The organism is Solibacillus kalamii, assembly GCF_002174535.1.
GTDB lineage: Bacteria > Bacillota > Bacilli > Bacillales_A > Planococcaceae > Solibacillus > Solibacillus silvestris.
The window spans coordinates 75,734-92,904 of record NZ_NHNT01000004.1; the positions used below are offsets into that span (position 1 = coordinate 75,734).

The window sequence follows — 17,171 nt, forward strand, 5'->3', positions numbered from 1 at the left end:
TAAAATTAGAGGAGGAAATAATATGTTAGAATTTTTGAAGAGACATCTTAAAAATGAGAAAGGTTTATCTTTAGTTGAGCTTTTAGCGGTTATTGTAATTATGGCAATCATTGCTGCGATAGCTATACCGGCAATAGGGAATATTGTTAATAATTCCCGTGATAAGGCGATTTTAACAGAGTCATTAAACATTTTAGCAGGTGCAAAAATTGCATATATGGAAGGTGAATGTACTGCTGCTGGATTATGTGAACAATCCGTTTTAGAATCGTATGTTGATGGAGTTACTAAAACTGCTGATGGTACAGCAGCAACATACTCAGCAACTTTTGCTGATGGAGAATGGACTGTTGATTTTAATAAATTTGATGATATAAAAGGAGATAAATACAAATTAACTGATAAATCGGAAGAAGAAATTAAAACAAAATTAGATGGAGAAGCACCTGCTGCCGGCGGTGGCGGTGGCGACGGGAAATAGATAATTCATCATCCATCAAAGAACATCCAACCCAACAGCGTTTGGGTGTTCCATTGAGTGATGATAGCGCGCTTATAGAGATGTGCTTCTCAAAAAAGGCATTACATTAAAGGCTAAAGGGGAGGGTCCCTCTATGTTCAATATGAAAAGAAAATCGCATGTGTCCATTGTCATCAGTGACTATGTAATGCGTGCACTCGTACTAAAAGGCGCAACAGTGGATCAGCCCGTTATATACGAAACGCCCTTACCGAAAACTGCGGTTCAGGAAGGGGTTATTCTTGATGAGATGGCGATGTATGAATTATTTAAAGTAAATATCCAAAACTGGGGCGGAAGAAAGCAAAATGTGCGCTTCCTTGTACCGGATACATCAATTTTATTAAAAACATTCGAACATCCTGCTGATATTAGCGGTAAAAACCTGAAAGAATTTGTGCAAATGGAGATTGGTCAGTCGATTCATCTGCCGTTTCAGGATCCGCTAATTGATGTCCATGACGCTATTGAAGGGGACGGGAAGGCTGTCCTATTTGCCGCACCGCCTGATGAAGTTGGGAAGATGATCGGTCTGCTGTTGGACAACCATATGAATCCGCAAGTGGCCGATATTCGGGCTTTATGTAATTTACGATTGCTTGAGCATATCGAGTTTATCGATACGAACCGTACATATTTAGTGACAGACTGGTCGATCAATGAATTATCTATCTGCATTTATTCAAACGGGGAAGTCGAGTTTCTGAGATTCCAGACGATCGATACAGATCCGGCTAACTGGCAGCAAACTGTTGTTGAAAATGACGAAGTCGAATTTAACTATACAGCTGATTTGGATGATTTCCGTGCAGCAACGACTGATCAGGTGCTGGAAATCGACCGTATGATGAACTTCTTTAAATTCTCGCTACATAAAGGAGAAAGAGAAGTTGATGAAATCGTCGTTATGGGGGATCACCCGTTACTACAGTCAATTGAAGCACTGCTGAATGAAAATCTTCCGACACCCGTAAGTATTGTCGATGATAAAGTAATCAACGAGCATTTTCCAAACTGCAAAGCAAAGCATGCAACTTTGCTGGGACTTGCTTTAAAGGAGGTTAACGAATGATTCCGGATATTAACCTTCTGCCCAAAATTGAAAAGGGTGCAACGAGTTTAAAGCTCGCCTTTATATTAGTTGGGATTTTATCGGTATTGACTATAGGCTTATTGGCTATCACTTATTTCAGTGCGAGAAGCGAAATTGCAAGTACCATTCCTGAACGTGATTCCTTAGTACTGACAAGAGACGCATTAAATGCGGAATTAGCTTCAGCACAAACAGGGAGTCAAGGTTCATTGGAAGAATCGGTTGCATTTGTTGAACGTGTTTCATATCCCGTCTCGCCGATTATCATCGAGACGAGAAATTTATTGCCGACAGATACATATTTGCGTTCTTATGCCTTTTCTGAGACAGGCGTACAAGTAGCAGTGGATTTCGAAACATTAAATGCTATTTCAGTATATGTAAGTCAGCTGGAAAAAAGTCCGTACTTTGATGATGTACAAGTAGGGACAATCCAAAACTTTGAACTCAACCCTACTGGTGAAGAGGTCAATGATACACAACAATTTACGGAAGTACCTCGATATAGCGTGGAGATTTTCCTCGTAATCGACCAATTGCATGTAGCTGCTGGAGGTGAAGAGTAATGAATTCTATCTCAAGTAGTAAAAACGGTACACTCCTCATTGTTATTGCATTGGCAATGGCTTTGCTCTTTGCAATGTATTACTATGTCGTCAAACCGAAACAGGATGAGGAACAGATGATTCGTTCTGAAATTAACAGTCTTCATACAGAAATCGCTGCAATTGAGGAAACAATTGCAACAAATCAGTCAGAGCAATCTCAAACGAATGTAAATGAATTTGCATTACGCAAAAAAGTGTCGGATAACCGGGAAATTGATGAGCTGATTTTATCGATAGAGGAAATGCAGTATGTAACAGATTCACGTATTCAAAGTATTGATTTCAACAACTATGATGCCCTCGTATCTAGTTCCGGGCTTCAAGACCCGCTTTCTACACCGGAGTCAGAAGAAGGGGTAGTAACTGAATCAACAGAGAGTACTGATCAAACGGAGGATACGGAGGCTTCAGAACAATTGCCTGTTTCCACAATCGCTGTGGAAACACTACCACCTTCACTAAAGTTAGTTACATTTAACATCAATGTTGCTGCACCAAATGACGTAAACTTGCTGCAGTTTATTGAAGAAATTGAAAAGAAAGAACGCGTGATGCGAATCGATATTATTGATTTTGCGCTTCCGGGTGAAGAAGATAAATTTACCGAAGAAGCATCAGAAATCGTAACAGCTGATATCCAAGTCACAACTTTCTACTACGAATAAGGGATTTAGTAGTCAGAACGACAAAATATTTACAGAAGACCGTTGATTGGAATGGAGGGGAGGCGACTCCTAGGGGAACAGCACGAAGCCTGAGCAAAAGGAACAAAAGCTAAGAACGCCACGTCCTGTGGCAACGCTTTTGTGACCAACTTCGTGTTAGCCTCGTGCCCCTGGAAAGCGTCCGACCCGGAATAGAAATCAACACACTTGATTTATAGCAGGTACAAGTAAGGAGCATCTAAAATGGAGATTATGTATACAATATTTGCGGGGATTTTCGGATTGGTTTTCGGTTCGTTCTACAATGTAGTCGGGTTACGGGTGCCGAAAAAAGAGTCGATTGTGACACCGCCATCTCACTGTGTCCATTGCAATCGACGTTTAAGCGCTATTGAACTCGTACCTGTTTTTTCGTACATATTCTTACGAGGGAAATGCCGGACTTGCGGTGTGAAAGTGTCGCCGATTTACGCATTTACGGAGCTGGTTACAGGACTCTTATTTGCGTTTGCTACATGGCAGCTTGGCATCACATGGGAATTGGCAGTAGCCTTACTGTTTATTTCACTATTGGTCATTATTAATGTTTCGGATATTGCGTACATGCTTATTCCGGACAAAATCTTATTGTTTTTCCTGCCGCTATTAATCGTCGGAAGAATCCTTACGCCGCTTGATCCGTGGTGGGATAGTATAATCGGTGCTGCAATCGGATTCTCAATTTTACTGTTAATCGCCATCATTTCTAAAGGTGGAATGGGCGGCGGGGACATTAAGCTGTTTTTACTGATCGGTCTTGTGTTAGGAACATTCAATACGTTATTAACATTATTTTTAGCTTCAGTAATCGGGATGATTGTCGGCATCATCATATTGAAGGTCCGTGGAAAAGGGCGCAAAACACCTGTACCATTCGGACCGTCGATTGCTATTGCAGCGATCATTGTCTACTTTTTCGGTGACCAGCTTATTGATATGTATTTAAATTTACTATAACGATAAAAAGGGGTGTCCTGAATTCATTTTCAAGGCATCCCTTTTAATATGACTTAATAATCTAATATGATTTTCTCAAATGGATGATTGGTCAATAGTTCATGTGTTGCCAGTTCCACTGCTTTTTCCACGGTATCTGCTAAAACTAATATCCGGTAGTTGCCAAAATCATTATAATAGGCATCTGCTTCAACATATTTAGTCGTTTCGCTCTGTATATTTCTGCGAATATTTACGACGATTTCATAACCATCCTTTACAAATTGAATTTTTTTCAATAAAAAACAACCTCCTCAACATTAGTTTATTACTGATAAAAGTAATTGACTAAACTTGTTGGAAGGTTGCGTAGAATCGTTAAAAATTATTCAGCATTTGGATAGATCATCGTTTTTGGATCAACATAACGGTCAAATTCATCTTCTGTTAAAAGACCAGACGCAATAGCAGCTTCTTTTAATGTTGTGCCTTCTTTATGTGCTGTTTTCGCGATTTTCGCCGCATTTTCATAACCGATATACGGGTTTAATGCAGTAACAAGCATTAACGAATTTTTCAGGTTAGCGTCCAATACTTCCATATTCGGCTCGATACCGACTGCGCAATTGTCGTTGAATGATTTCATCGAATCGGCCAAGAGGCGTGCTGATTGCAGGAAGTTGTAGATGATTACCGGTTTAAATACGTTCAATTCGAAATTCCCCTGTGATGCTGCGAAGGCAATTGTTGCGTCATTGCCGACAACCTGAGTTACGACCATTGTCATCGCTTCACTTTGTGTCGGGTTGACTTTCCCTGGCATAATGGATGAACCTGGTTCGTTTTCAGGAATCGTAATCTCACCGATACCGGAGCGCGGACCACTTGCCAGCCAGCGTACATCATTGGCGATTTTCATTAAATCTGCCGCCAATGCCTTTAATGCACCGTGTGCTGTCACAACTTCATCATGACTTGTCAGTGCATGGAATTTATTTTCCGCAGATGTAAATTCAATGCCTGTTAGTTTACTGATTTCTGCAGCTGTGCGGGCACCGAATTCCGGATGGGCATTAATGCCTGTACCAACAGCAGTACCGCCAATTGCAAGCTCCTTCATGAACTGTGTGTTCACCATAATCATTTTTTCGCATTTTAACAGCATATGATGCCAGCCGCCAATTTCCTGTCCAAGTGTAAGCGGTGTTGCATCTTGTAAATGCGTACGGCCAATTTTAATAATATCGTTGAATGCCAGCGCTTTTTCTTTTAATGTCGCCTGTAACAGCTTTAAGCGCGGCATTAAATAGTTTTCTACGATTTCGACTGCAGCAATATGTAGCGCAGTAGGGAATGTATCATTCGAGCTTTGTGACTTGTTGACATCATCATTCGGATGTACTTTTTCATCCGATCCGGCCGCCGCCAGTTTTTCATTGGCTAAGTGGGCAATTGTTTCGTTCACATTCATATTTGTTTGTGTACCGCTGCCTGTTTGCCAGACGACAAGAGGGAAGTGCTCATCCCATTTACCTGCAAGAATTTCATCTGCTGCTTCCACAATCACATTTTTTTTCGTATCGGACAGTTTGCCTAACTTATTATTGGCGATGGCCGCTGCTTTTTTCAAAATGGTCATGGCACGAATAATTTCAATCGGCATTCTTTCTGTCCCAATTTGGAAGTTTTCCTTGCTTCGCTGTGTTTGTGCACCCCAAATTTTGTCTGCTGGTACACGAATTTCACCTAAAGTGTCTTTTTCAATACGGAATTCCAACTAAATCATCTCCTTTAATATATGTATACCCAATTTTCCATGAAAAAATGGCAAATCGTGTGAGGGGATTTGCCATTCTTCCAGGAGAAAAGATCAATCCTTTTAATCTTTTCAAAATATGAGAAAAGTAATTAATGAGTTTCGAATCTGAACTGGGGGGAACAGTATCGAAAAGGTTTTTACTAACCTTACAATGATAATGATAATCTTTATCAATTAGGAAGTCAATAGTTTTATTAAATAAATTTTTAGAAAATTCAATTTGCTGAATCTCCCAATATGTAAAACAACGCCGAAAGCACCGAACCGATAGGATACTTTAGACGTTGTTATTTTCGGTATTCACTTAGGAAGTCATCCCCTTAATTTTGTTAGACTATTTTTACATAAAAATCCCGGCCATTTGTCAGTTCAGGAATTTCTATATTTTTTTCGTTCTTATAATAGTCTGAAATAATATTAGCAAGACCCGCATAGCCATTTAATAATGTTCCTTGTTTAATTTCTTTCGCGATATTATGGAACTCAAAATAGTGAAGTGCATCATCGCTCAGCCCATATAAAATTCTTTCGATATCTGCAAGAGGGATGTTGATGCCTCTCGTATATCGGCACTCACGCTTATACGTATGGTGCGGAATATTGATTGGTGTTGTTTCATTAATCATCGTCAATTGGTTCATAATGTGGCCTCCTTTAATAGTAAAATAATTTGTTTAATATATTATACCCCAAAACGAACAACTGTAGTCAGAATATTTACTAAATTTAGATCTTTACATAATTTTTACCAATCATCTCCTTGCTGCATTTCCTCAGCTACCATTTGTAAATCATAAGCATTGATCATCAATAGCTCGTATTCCTCATGCTGCTCCATATACTTTTGGATGAGGCGAAGCACATACTTTGGGGACCCTTCATTTTCTTCATCGTAGACGAGCAATGTCGCATCTGTATTATCGATAATGAATTTATCCTTTTCGATAAACTGCCATGGTGCTTCATAAGGGCGCTTCGTCACGCTTGTCACAAAATCGGCATTACTTACTATATGCATAAAGGTCTCTTGTTTATGCTCATTCCAATTTTTTTCCTGTTCCAAGAAGGGGGTGATAATGGAGTATTTGAGTTGAGGGTAGTCGTTTTTCAGTTCCAGTACAACTTGTGCTGCCCATGTTTCAACACCTTGCTGGCCGCTGATCACGACCCACTCCAGTCCGTCTTCTATGAGGATGCGCAATTGGTTTTCCAACGCCTTTTTAATAACCGGGACACCGGGATGCTTGACATTGAATATCCCGAGTTCATGTGGACGGTAGCCCGTAATATAAAGTGATTTCATCATAAGTCTCCTTTGCCTAACCATCAATAAAATAAGGGCACTGTGCATAACACAGCGCCCTCTTACTATACACTTTATTCACTAAAAACCGCTTTAATCTGCTCGATTGCCCAATCCAGGTCTTCTTTTGAAATGATCAGCGGTGGGGCAAATCGGATTACCGTGTCATGTGTTTCCTTGCAAAGCAATTTACGTTCAGCCAGTCTTTCACAGTAGGGGCGAGCTGATTCGTTAAGCTCAACGCCTATGAAAAGACCGCGCCCGCGTACTTCTTTAATCACCGGGTTCTCAATTGTCTGAAGCTGTGCTTTAAAGTAGTCGCCAAGCTCCAATGAACGCTCTGTCAGCTTTTCATCTAGTAATACATCAATTGCTGCAATTGATACGGCACATGCAAGCGGGTTACCGCCGAAAGTCGAGCCATGTGACCCTGGATTGAACACGCCAAGAATATCATCATTCGCGACAACTGCTGAAATCGGATAAACTCCGCCTCCAAGCGCTTTACCTAAAATGTAAACGTCCGGTGTAACATCTTCCCATTCACAGGCGAACAGTTTTCCTGTTCGTGATAAACCTGTTTGGATTTCATCTGCAATAAACAGAACATTGTTTTCTTTACATAGTTCATACGCTGCTTTTAAGAAGCCTTCTGTCGGGATGATAATACCTGCTTCTCCCTGGATCGGCTCCACGATAAATGCCGCTGTATTCGGTGTAATGGCTTCCTTTAATGCGTCAATATCACCGTAAGGAATTAATGTGAAGCCTTCCAGCATTGGGCCAAATCCGCGCTTATACTCCGCTTCCGAGGATAGCGACACAGCACCCATTGTACGGCCGTGGAAATTGCCGTTACAGCCGATAATTTGCGCCTTGTTTGCTTCAATGCCTTTTACTTCATATCCCCAGCGGCGGGCTGTTTTAATCGCCGTCTCCACAGCTTCAGCGCCTGTATTCATCGGCAGCACCATATTTTTGCCTGTTAGCTTACTGACCTTTTCATACCAAACACCTAATGTCGCACTATGGAATGCGCGTGACGTAAGTGTCACCGCATCTGCCTGATCTTTTAACGCCTGAATAATTTTCGGATGGCGATGACCCTGGTTTAAAGCAGAATACGCCGAGAGCATATCTAAATAACGGTTGCCTTCAGGGTCTGTCACCCAGGAACCTTCTGCTTTTTCGATTACGATCGGAAGTGGGTGGTAATTATGCGCCCCGAATTTTTCCGTAGTTGAAATAAGTTGTTCTGATTTTGATTTAGTTGTCATGATGAAATCCTCCTTAAGCAAATTTACTTGTAAAACAGATAAATCCATTGCAAAAGACAGAAAAAATTACATATACGATGCAGGTTTCTTCCAAATTAATGTTAACAGAATACCGAAGAAGATGACAACCGTTGCAAAGTAATATGGATAGTTAATATCTATATCGAATAACATCCCGCCTAAAATCGGCCCGAAAATATTCGCCAAGCTTGTAAACATCGAGTTCATCCCGCCGACGAAACCTTGCTCATTGCCGGCAATTTTAGATAAATAGCTCGTAACGGCAGGACGGAATAAGTCAAAGCCGACAAATACGATACATGTTACGAGTAAAATAGCAAAATATGAACTGACAACGGTCATTAAAAATACTAGAACGCCCGATAATATTAAGCTGTAGCGAATAAGCTTAATTTCTCCCCATTTTTGGGCAAGCCGGTCAAACAGCGCAACTTGTGCAATCGCTCCGACAATTGCTCCACCTGTAATAACGATTGCGATATCTGTTGGAGTGAAACTGAATTTATGATCGACAAACAGGCTAAAGAACGATTCGAATGCTGCGAGTCCAAATGATGCGACAAAAATTAAAATAAAGGCGATTAAGTACATTGGTTCTAAAATGCGTTTAAATCCGGATGATTGTACCGGTGCATTTTCTGCATTTTCCACATTGCGTTCTGGTTCACGCAGTAAAATAATAGATAAGATTGCTGCCGTTGTACCGAGCGCCCCTGCAAAGTAGAACGGCACACGTGTACCGAAATCAGCTAAAAATCCGCCGATGCCCGGCCCGATAATGAAACCGGTACTTATTGCCGCACTCATGTAGCCAAGTGCTTTTGGACGCGTTTCCATTGTTGTAATATCCGCGATAAACGCTGTTACAGCTGGCATGATAAACGCCGCACTGATTCCGCCTAAAACACGGGAGATAAAAAGAACTTCTATCGTTTTCCCTAAACCGAACAGAAATTCTGAAATACCGAAAATAAATAATCCGATGACAATCATAATTTTACGTCCATATTTATCAACTGCTTTACCAGCGAGTGGTGAAACAATCAGTTGTGCTATTGCGAATGCTGCTGTTAAATAGCCGACAACGGTGCCGCTTATTTGCAGTTCATTCATTAGAGTAGGAAGTACCGGGATGACTAAACCGATTCCCAGAAAGGCGATGAACAGGTTTAATAAGAGTAACCCTAATGTTATTTTATAGTCTTTCATTGTTATTGCTCCTTATTACGTTGTGAAAAATCGTTAATCCGCACTATCTAACATAAACCCTACAGTAGCTATAGAGTCAATAGAACTGTTTAAAGTATTTGTAAAAATTAGTTAGAGCAGCTTAACTTTTAATTCCACGATGAACTGGTCTTCTCCATTTGGAGAATAGTTTAGAGGCATAAAAATTTCATAGACAACCGGCAAAACTTGTAATTGATGTTCTTCTATATAATGATAAAGCTTTTGGTATTGTGTTAAATACGTGTCCGGTTCAAAAATGAACGCAATGCAAACATATCGTCCGGCAGGTATTGTTTTCACGTCCATATCGGTTGTTAAATGCGTAATATACCGGTCTGTAATGAGCGGTGTGAAAACATGACTGTAATGCAGTTCATCCAGGCTGTCGTATTGCTGGTAAGGAAAAATACACCCATACCGATTGCTCAGCAAGCTGTTTTCGACTTCCAGTGTTTTAATTAAGGAGCTGTAGTACGTGTTTGGAATATAGTACGGTGTCAGTTCATTTGTTTTAATTGATAAAATACGGACCGATTCTTCATTTTTGAAATAGACCGTATCCATTACATCGATTGCCAGCTGTTCTTCCATTTGCCTTTTTGTTTTATATAAAGACTGCTGAATTTCGTACATGCGATTCATTTGCTGTTCAATGACACTTTCCTGCTGCTTCAAAAAGGAGAGAAGTTCAGCGGGGGTAAATTGCTGCGCTGCTTTAATTTCCTCCAATGATACACCGATATACTTCAATGATTTAATAATATCCAAATGATAAAATTGTGAGTCTTTGTAGTAGCGGTAATTTGTTTTAGGATCGACATAGGAAGGTTTGAATAAGCCGATCTGATCGTAGTAGCGTAACGTTTGGATAGAGATATTCGTCAGTTTGGAAACCTCGCCAATTGAATAATGTTTTTCTTCCATAGGATGTCCTCCGAAGTACAATGTTATCGGTATCGTAACATTAATGGGGGATAGGGGTAAATTATTTTGGGGAAATAGAAAAATCACATCTCACTATTTTGCATGAGATGTGATTTAGGTTCAATATTTTATATCCGCAGCTAAATGAACAGGGCTTTTCCTGCTGTAGAAATACCCGACGAGTAACAGTACAAGCGCTAGCGTAACGGTACCTCCTGCAAACAGCAGGGGGGCTTTGAAAGTGCGGAAGTGAGTTTCCAGACGAGACGCAATAACCGGTCCGATAATTTGTCCGATCGCATAAAACGTAGTCAGTATTGATACGATATAGTTGCTTTGCTTTGGAAACAGCTGCCTAGCATAAGCGGTCGACATCGTTACAAGTCCGACAAACGTAAAACCAAATGACATCGCCGACAATAGTACGCTCCATGCCGATTGCGATAGAACAGGAAGCAAAATGCCGATAATTTGCATTGAATAGGCAAGACTCATCATGGAAACTGTTGAAAAACGGGACATGCATTTCATCCAAATCGGTGCAGATGGAATGGCTGCTAATCCCGCTAGTACCCAACTATATCCGGCATAGGCACGTAATGATTCGATATTATAAATAATGTCTACTAAAAAAGTGCCTGTAATAATATAGCCGAGTCCTTCCAATCCATATGCAATGATCAGCCATGGCATAAAGCCGCGCCAAATGTTGTTGTCCGCGGACTTTGGTTCCTTTATGTGATTCTTGACATTTAAATGCCGCCATAAAAATATCGTCGTCGCCAAAAATAAGACGGATAATGCGCCAAGTCCAAGCCAGGATCCTTGCCAGTTAAAGCTTGCTTCAAAGAATGGCACGAAAAGTCCTGATAACGCGATTCCAAATCCAACCCCGCTAAACAAGTAGCCGCTCCAGCGTGTTAATAAATTTGCCGCTAAATAATCCATTACAATACTTGATGTAAGTACAAATATAAAACCGCTCGTTAATCCGGCGATAAAGCGTAAAAGTATCCATATTAAATAGGACTCGATCAATCCCATCAAAAGTATTGAAAAGACATTTATGAATACGTTCAATAATAGAAAATTCTTTTTCGACCTATTAACAAACCCTGCTCCTAAAGCTCCGATGAAGTATCCGATATAATTGCTGGAAGCGAGCCAACCGCCTTGTGTAAAAGATAAATTTTCATCAACACGCATGAACGGTAAAATCGGCGTGAAGGCAAAGCGGCTAATCCCCATTGCAACCGCTAAAAATAAAATGCCTCCTAAAATGATACTGAAATGTTGACGGTTCATGAACATCCCCCCTGGAAAAACATCCCTTACAGTAATTGTAACATTCTTAAATTCAAGAGTAATAGAGAAAATACCCACAGAAATAAGAGAAAAAAGAAAAGAGATGAACCGAAAGTTGATACTTCCGTTTCATCTCTATAGAACCCCTTATGAATGAACAGGTTCTCCCTGTTTCCCTTTGTGTTTTGTACTTGCTTCTTCTTTTGCGCGTTGTTTTTTCATTTTGTTGACATTCGAGCGCATTAATAAAGAAATTCCTAATGAAATTGCAATTAAGAAACTGAATAAGTAAAACAATGGTACATAGCTATTTGCAGCTTCATAAACAGTTGATGCGATTAGTGGACCGAAAATCCCACCAAGTGACCAAGTTGTTAATAAATATCCGTGGATAACACCAAGTTGTTTCGTACCGAATAAATCACTTGCAAATGCTGGTAAATTCGAGAAACCACCGCCATAACAACTAACTACTAAGAATATGAACAATTGTAATAGAATGGCGTTTGTAGTGAATGGTAGTGTAATAAAGGCAATTAATTGAATCGTGAAGAAAATAACGAATACGTTAGAACGCCCGATATAATCTGATCCAGCTGCCCAAAGTAAGCGACCGCCACCATTAAATAAGCCCATTAATCCAACCATTGCTGCAGCTGCAGCTACAGATAAACCTGCAATTTCCTGCGCCATTGGAGAAGCAACAGAAATCAACATTAAACCAGATGTAACATTAATTAAATGCATTGCCCAAAGCATCCAGAACTGCTTTGTACGAACAGCTTCACGAGCAGACATTTGTGCAATTTCAGTTGTTTTTGCTTTTCCTGATGCAACAGCTTCTTCTACTTCGCCCGGTTTAGGCGGAGCAATATAAAGTGCACCAACCATCATTAATACAAAATAGCTAATTCCTAAAATAAAGTAAGTGTTTGAAATACCGAAAGACTCCATTAAGTTTACAGCTACCGGCGCGGTAATTAATGCACCAGATCCGAATCCTAATACTGCCATACCTGTCGCCAGACCTCGACGATTCGGGAACCATTTAACAAGTGTAGATACTGGAGCGATATAACCAATACCCATCCCAAGTCCACTTAATAGTCCGTATGTCAACCAATATAAAACAACCGAATCCATAGCGATTGCAATCCCTGCGCCACCTTGACCCAAACCGAATAGTACCGCTGCAACCATCGCTGCTTTTCTCGGACCTAATTTTTCTACTGTACTACCAAATAGTGCGGCTGCAAAACCTGCTAACCCCATCATAATTGTAAACGCAATTGTAATTTGCGATGCATCCCACCCAAGCTCTTCAGCAATTGGATTTTTATACACGCTATATGCATAAGCTCCACCGATTGAAAGGTGAATAGCGATTGCTGATGCAGCAATTAACCAACGATTCTTTTTCAAAAAATTTCCCCCTCACACGAAAATAAATATCGGTTATACGACATTTCTCTACTTGAAGTAGTTATGTCTAAAGTATGAACGTCCATGTACATTAACTTAACATTAACTTATTATGTTGTGCAAGTAGAATTTCACAAAATATATTATCTCGAAAAAACATATATTTCTCTTTTGGGTAATAAAATTGTACTTAAGGCAATTATTTTTTGATGGTAAAAATGCGCTTTAACGTTGATAAATCAAGGTTTTGCCGGTAGTGAAGTATTAGTTTAATATAGCAATATGTTAAGGGTAGGATAATATTGTAAACTGTAATAAATTCTATTTAAATAACTAAAAATACTTAGTTGTGCAAATAATTTCTCTTAAATGTTCGAAATGGATTAATGGAAAATACTTTTGAACTCATAATATAACAGTTACTAATACACAAAAATAACCTCATAAATAGCTTTATGCACTGATAAATCAACGTTTTTGCTAAAGTTTTTAATCTAAATGGCCTTATTTTTATACGGTTCTTATAGAATGGTGAAACTGTTTATAACAGTTAGTTGAATAGGAAATATTTGAAGTTTCGCTGAAGAATTTTGATTGAAAAAGAAAAATATCTATGAGGAGGTAGAGGGATTTTGTTTCAATAACCTTGAAAAAGCCTATTAAAACGGCTTTTAAATCACACAAAATATGGAACGAATTAAATATGTATAAAAGTATTTGTTCTAATTTAAAATGCAGAAAAACTATTTGACGTGTTGCAATCAGTTCTCTAAAGTCAAATTAGTGATAAGAAAAGAGGCGAGTTTTTATGAAGAAAATTGATCCAAAACAAATATCAGAACGTGAAAATTATAAATTTCTGATAGGTTCCATCATTCCAAGACCAATTGCCTTTGTTACATCGATATCAGAAGATGGGGTTGTGAACGCGGCGCCATTTAGTTTTTTCAATATCGTTTCTTCAAATCCTCCGATGATTTCGGTAAGTATCCAACGGAAAAAAGGGGAGCCAAAAGATACAGCAAGAAATATTCGTGCAAAAGAGCAATTTGTTGTCCATATTGTCGATACTGAAAATGTAGAACAAGTTAATAAAACAGCTGCAAACTTGCCACCGGATGAAAGTGAGATAGCAGTTGCAGGTCTGTCATTAGTAATGAGTGAAAAAATCGATGTTCCGGGTGTAAAGGAAGCAAAAGTCCGACTGGAATGTGTCCTTGAAAAAGCGCTGGAACTTGGCGGCGATGATGAAAATGCAGGCTGTGACCTGATCGTCGGAAAAGTCGTTTACTATCATATAGAAGAAAGTCTGTACGAGGATGGTCGAATTGATCCAAAAGGTCTTGGTGCAATTAGCCGTCTTGCGGGAAATGACTATGCAAAAATCGGTGAGCAATTTACAATCGAGCGCCCGCTTTAAATAAAGGAGAAAAATCAAATGATGCAAATTAAAACAATTGAATTATTTAATATCGAATTACCATTAATTGAACCATTTATCGTGAGCTACGGGACATATCCGAACATGCCGTCTATTATTGTAAAGATAACATCACAATGTGGTTTAGTCGGATGGGGCGAAGCAGTGCCGGACGAACATGTGACAGGTGAAACACTGGAAGGTACTTATGCTGTATTAAAACATACATTGGCACCGGCGATGATTGGGGAAAACCCGATGAACTTTGAAAAAATCCATGCCAAAATGGATGCGCTCATTTACAGTGCACCCGCTGCGAAAGCGGCAATTGATATCGCTTGCTTTGATTTGGCGGGGAAGAAACTTGGTGTACCTGCCTATCAATTGACTGGCGGGCGTTATTATGAAAAGTTCCCGATTACACATGTATTAAGCATCGGAACACCTGAAAAGATGGCAAATGAAGCGGCAGAACGTGTAGAAATGGGGTACAACTCATTCAAAATGAAAGTCGGACGCGATGTTACGAGTGATGTTGCCCGCATAAAAGCAGTGCGTGAACGTGTTGGAAAGGAAATTGCGATTCGTGTTGATGTCAACCAAGGCTGGGTAAACAGTTCAACAACGATGCAAGCAGTTCGTGAACTGGAACATTTGAATATCGACTGGCTGGAACAACCGGTACGTGCGGATGATATTGATGGCATGGTTGAAATTAAATCCAAAACATCAATTCCTGTCATGATTGATGAAGGTTTACGCGGTGTGCGTGAAATGCGCGAAATTATTGCAAAGCGTGCAGCGGACAAGGTAAATATTAAATTGATGAAATGCGGGGGAATGTATCCTGCAATGAAGCTAGCACATATGGCGGAAATGGCAGGGATTGAATGCCAAATCGGTTCAATGGTCGAGTCTTCGGTCGGTTCGGCGGCAGGTTTCCATGTTGCCTTTTCAAATAAAGTATTTACGAGTGTGGAATTAACTGGACCGTTAAAATTCTCAAAAGATATCGGAAACCTTCAATATAATATCCCGTATATTCAGTTGAATGAACGTGCAGGTTTAGGTGTCGATGTTGACGAAGCGGTTTTAGCGGAATTAACACGTGACCATTGTGTGGTGCAGTAAATGATTGCGACAGGATTTTTAGGGAATGAACGATATGTCGTGCAGGTATTGACCGAATCACATATTCCGGAGTTAACCGTTTTGCAGCAGGAAGTGGTCGACGCGCTCCCGAACAAAGCAATATTGCAGCCACTCGATAACGAGGAGTTAAGCTTTATTTTAAGCGGGAACGGACTCATGATCGGAGTTTTCGTTGAAGAAAAACTAATCGCATTTCGAGCACTGCTGGAGCCAATGATTGATGAAGAACATTTAGGCTATGATATTGGTTTGAAAACTGAGAAGGAACTGCGAAAAGTGCTTTATCAGGAAATCTCCAATGTTCATCCGGATTATCGGGGTCATGGCCTGCAGCGTACAATGGCGGAAATCATTATGCAGCAAGTGGATGAATCGAAGTTTCATACCGTTTGTGCAACGGTTATGCCGGGCAATATTGCGAGCTTAAAGGATAAGTTTTCGCAACATATGCATATTGCAGCATTGAAACTGAAGTATGGCGGGAAATTGCGCTATGTATTTATGAAGTCACTTCCTTATAAAGAACATAAGTGGACTGAAGAGCAATTTGTCCCAATGGATAATACGGAGGCACAGCAGCAACTTCTGAAATCAGGCTTTATCGGTATATCGATGAGAGCGGATGGGCCGGACTGGCTTATTCAATATGTAAAATAATAAAGGATGTGGCGATAATCAGTTATTCGCCACATCCTTTATCGATTTAATCCCGTCCATGTCGTTTGAATACTCCTTTAAATATCATTATCGTCAAAGCAGTCTAGATCATAGCAATCACTGTTATCTTCGTATAGGTAAGATACGTCATTTTCGTCGGATGCAATGTAAGTATAGTTTGGCATGTGTATCAGCTCCTTTTCATAATTATAAAATATTCAGAAAATTAAGTAAAGTACTTTTTAAGGCACATGACCTTAGAAAAATAGCGGTAAATACTGATAAATCTATATTTACAGACATTGGTTTCGCTTTCATTTCTCTAAAATGACTATTTATTAACATGGGTTTCATACAGTTTTTCATACATAAATAGCTGAGTGGTTTACTCGCAAATCTCATAGCGTTAACATTATTTGAAACTTTCTTTACTGACGAGTAGTACATATTAAAAGAGAGGAAGTGATTTTGAAGGAGAAAAAACCGTTCAATGATGCCGATGAGCATTATCAAAAGCATGTGGGTACCCCTAGTTCTTATAATATGAAGCAAATGCCCAAACCTATTCGAATAATTGGCTATTTTTTCTTCAGCTTTATGGCAATCGCTGCTACCTTAATAATTTTATTAATTCTTTTGGACAAAATTCTCTAGTTTGGCATAGAGGATTTTTTCTTTTCTTAAATAGTTATAATATTCAACATGAATTATTAATATACTATATATTAGTCGTGTTTTATATAAATCCTGTATTTTGAAGAATAATTTTCTGCTTTATGT

18 protein-coding genes are annotated in these 17,171 nt (G+C 39.5%); 9 read left to right on the forward strand and 9 right to left on the reverse strand.

Annotated features, from left to right (window positions below; genetic code table 11):
• Window positions 1–22 precede the first annotated feature (22 nt).
• From CBM15_RS08395 to CBM15_RS08415, 5 genes are all read left to right on the forward strand, one after another.
• Window positions 23–481, forward strand: coding sequence for a prepilin-type N-terminal cleavage/methylation domain-containing protein (locus tag CBM15_RS08395; protein ID WP_087617105.1), 459 nt, complete (start codon window positions 23–25; stop codon window positions 479–481).
• 133 nt (window positions 482–614) lie between these two features.
• Window positions 615–1,592, forward strand: coding sequence for a type IV pilus biogenesis protein PilM (gene pilM, locus CBM15_RS08400; RefSeq protein WP_087617106.1), 978 nt, complete (start codon window positions 615–617; stop codon window positions 1,590–1,592).
• Window positions 1,589–2,179 carry a PilN domain-containing protein gene (locus tag CBM15_RS08405; RefSeq protein WP_087617107.1) on the forward strand — a complete coding sequence of 197 codons (591 nt, stop codon included), beginning with the start codon at window positions 1,589–1,591 and terminating at the stop codon, window positions 2,177–2,179. Before pilM ends, CBM15_RS08405 begins: the two co-directional genes overlap by 4 nt.
• The gene (locus CBM15_RS08410) at window positions 2,179–2,886 is read left to right on the forward strand and encodes a potassium transporter (protein ID WP_087617108.1); all 708 of its coding nucleotides are present in this window, start codon (window positions 2,179–2,181) and stop codon (window positions 2,884–2,886) included. The genes CBM15_RS08405 and CBM15_RS08410 overlap by 1 nt, the downstream gene beginning before the upstream one ends.
• Window positions 2,887–3,129: 243 nt before the next feature.
• Window positions 3,130–3,882 (forward strand): prepilin peptidase, encoded by a 753-nt coding sequence (locus CBM15_RS08415; protein ID WP_087617109.1) that lies wholly within the window; start codon window positions 3,130–3,132, stop codon window positions 3,880–3,882.
• Window positions 3,883–3,935: 53 nt separating this feature from the next.
• Here the strand turns inward: CBM15_RS08415 and CBM15_RS08420 are convergent, their stop codons facing one another.
• The 9 genes from CBM15_RS08420 to CBM15_RS08460 form a co-directional block, all read right to left on the reverse strand.
• On the reverse strand, window positions 3,936–4,160 hold the full coding sequence (locus CBM15_RS08420) for a hypothetical protein (protein WP_087617110.1): 225 nt from the start codon (window positions 4,158–4,160) through the stop codon (window positions 3,936–3,938).
• Between the two features lie 86 nt (window positions 4,161–4,246).
• Complete coding sequence (fumC, locus tag CBM15_RS08425; RefSeq protein WP_008406176.1) at window positions 4,247–5,638, reverse strand: class II fumarate hydratase; 1,392 nt, start codon at window positions 5,636–5,638, stop codon at window positions 4,247–4,249.
• A gap of 371 nt (window positions 5,639–6,009) precedes the next feature.
• The gene (locus CBM15_RS08430; protein ID WP_008406178.1) at window positions 6,010–6,321 is read right to left on the reverse strand and encodes a hypothetical protein; all 312 of its coding nucleotides are present in this window, start codon (window positions 6,319–6,321) and stop codon (window positions 6,010–6,012) included.
• Window positions 6,322–6,425: 104 nt separating this feature from the next.
• A complete protein-coding gene (locus tag CBM15_RS08435; RefSeq protein ID WP_087617111.1) occupies window positions 6,426–6,986 on the reverse strand; it encodes an SLOG family protein in 561 nt (186 codons plus the stop codon).
• Window positions 6,987–7,057: 71 nt separating this feature from the next.
• On the reverse strand, window positions 7,058–8,260 hold the full coding sequence (locus tag CBM15_RS08440; protein ID WP_087617112.1) for an ornithine--oxo-acid transaminase: 1,203 nt from the start codon (window positions 8,258–8,260) through the stop codon (window positions 7,058–7,060).
• Window positions 8,261–8,326: 66 nt separating this feature from the next.
• Window positions 8,327–9,490 carry an MFS transporter gene (locus CBM15_RS08445; protein ID WP_087617113.1) on the reverse strand — a complete coding sequence of 388 codons (1,164 nt, stop codon included), beginning with the start codon at window positions 9,488–9,490 and terminating at the stop codon, window positions 8,327–8,329.
• Window positions 9,491–9,601: 111 nt separating this feature from the next.
• On the reverse strand, window positions 9,602–10,435 hold the full coding sequence (locus CBM15_RS08450; protein ID WP_008406183.1) for a MerR family transcriptional regulator: 834 nt from the start codon (window positions 10,433–10,435) through the stop codon (window positions 9,602–9,604).
• Window positions 10,436–10,555: 120 nt separating this feature from the next.
• The gene (locus CBM15_RS08455) at window positions 10,556–11,740 is read right to left on the reverse strand and encodes a YbfB/YjiJ family MFS transporter (protein WP_087617114.1); all 1,185 of its coding nucleotides are present in this window, start codon (window positions 11,738–11,740) and stop codon (window positions 10,556–10,558) included.
• Window positions 11,741–11,887: 147 nt separating this feature from the next.
• Window positions 11,888–13,162 (reverse strand): L-lactate MFS transporter, encoded by a 1,275-nt coding sequence (locus tag CBM15_RS08460; protein ID WP_087617115.1) that lies wholly within the window; start codon window positions 13,160–13,162, stop codon window positions 11,888–11,890.
• A gap of 808 nt (window positions 13,163–13,970) precedes the next feature.
• On the opposite strand from CBM15_RS08460, the gene CBM15_RS08465 reads away from it, so the two are divergent.
• The 4 genes from CBM15_RS08465 (at window position 13,971) to CBM15_RS08480 (ending at window position 17,045) form a co-directional block, all read left to right on the forward strand.
• Window positions 13,971–14,582, forward strand: a complete 612-nt coding sequence (locus tag CBM15_RS08465; protein ID WP_087617116.1) for a flavin reductase family protein — start codon at window positions 13,971–13,973, stop codon at window positions 14,580–14,582.
• A gap of 21 nt (window positions 14,583–14,603) precedes the next feature.
• The gene (locus CBM15_RS08470; protein ID WP_087617213.1) at window positions 14,604–15,713 is read left to right on the forward strand and encodes a mandelate racemase/muconate lactonizing enzyme family protein; all 1,110 of its coding nucleotides are present in this window, start codon (window positions 14,604–14,606) and stop codon (window positions 15,711–15,713) included.
• Window positions 15,714–16,391: a GNAT family N-acetyltransferase gene (locus CBM15_RS08475; protein WP_087617117.1), complete on the forward strand. Its 678-nt coding sequence runs from the start codon at window positions 15,714–15,716 to the stop codon at window positions 16,389–16,391. It abuts the gene before it with no gap.
• A gap of 468 nt (window positions 16,392–16,859) precedes the next feature.
• Window positions 16,860–17,045 (forward strand): amino acid transporter, encoded by a 186-nt coding sequence (locus CBM15_RS08480; protein ID WP_087617118.1) that lies wholly within the window; start codon window positions 16,860–16,862, stop codon window positions 17,043–17,045.
• The last annotated feature ends 126 nt before the right edge of the window (window positions 17,046–17,171 follow it).

Coding starts and splice junctions, on each gene's coding strand:
- CBM15_RS08395 (WP_087617105.1), top strand. CDS start 23: ATGTTAGAATTTTTGAAGAGACATCTTAAAAATGAGAAAGGTTTATCT.
- pilM (WP_087617106.1), top strand. CDS start 615: ATGTTCAATATGAAAAGAAAATCGCATGTGTCCATTGTCATCAGTGAC.
- CBM15_RS08405 (WP_087617107.1), top strand. CDS start 1,589: ATGATTCCGGATATTAACCTTCTGCCCAAAATTGAAAAGGGTGCAACG.
- CBM15_RS08410 (WP_087617108.1), top strand. CDS start 2,179: ATGAATTCTATCTCAAGTAGTAAAAACGGTACACTCCTCATTGTTATT.
- CBM15_RS08415 (WP_087617109.1), top strand. CDS start 3,130: ATGGAGATTATGTATACAATATTTGCGGGGATTTTCGGATTGGTTTTC.
- CBM15_RS08430 (WP_008406178.1), bottom strand. CDS start 6,321: ATGAACCAATTGACGATGATTAATGAAACAACACCAATCAATATTCCG.
- CBM15_RS08435 (WP_087617111.1), bottom strand. CDS start 6,986: ATGATGAAATCACTTTATATTACGGGCTACCGTCCACATGAACTCGGG.
- CBM15_RS08440 (WP_087617112.1), bottom strand. CDS start 8,260: ATGACAACTAAATCAAAATCAGAACAACTTATTTCAACTACGGAAAAA.
- CBM15_RS08445 (WP_087617113.1), bottom strand. CDS start 9,490: ATGAAAGACTATAAAATAACATTAGGGTTACTCTTATTAAACCTGTTC.
- CBM15_RS08450 (WP_008406183.1), bottom strand. CDS start 10,435: ATGGAAGAAAAACATTATTCAATTGGCGAGGTTTCCAAACTGACGAAT.
- CBM15_RS08455 (WP_087617114.1), bottom strand. CDS start 11,740: ATGAACCGTCAACATTTCAGTATCATTTTAGGAGGCATTTTATTTTTA.
- CBM15_RS08465 (WP_087617116.1), top strand. CDS start 13,971: ATGAAGAAAATTGATCCAAAACAAATATCAGAACGTGAAAATTATAAA.
- CBM15_RS08470 (WP_087617213.1), top strand. CDS start 14,604: ATGCAAATTAAAACAATTGAATTATTTAATATCGAATTACCATTAATT.
- CBM15_RS08475 (WP_087617117.1), top strand. CDS start 15,714: ATGATTGCGACAGGATTTTTAGGGAATGAACGATATGTCGTGCAGGTA.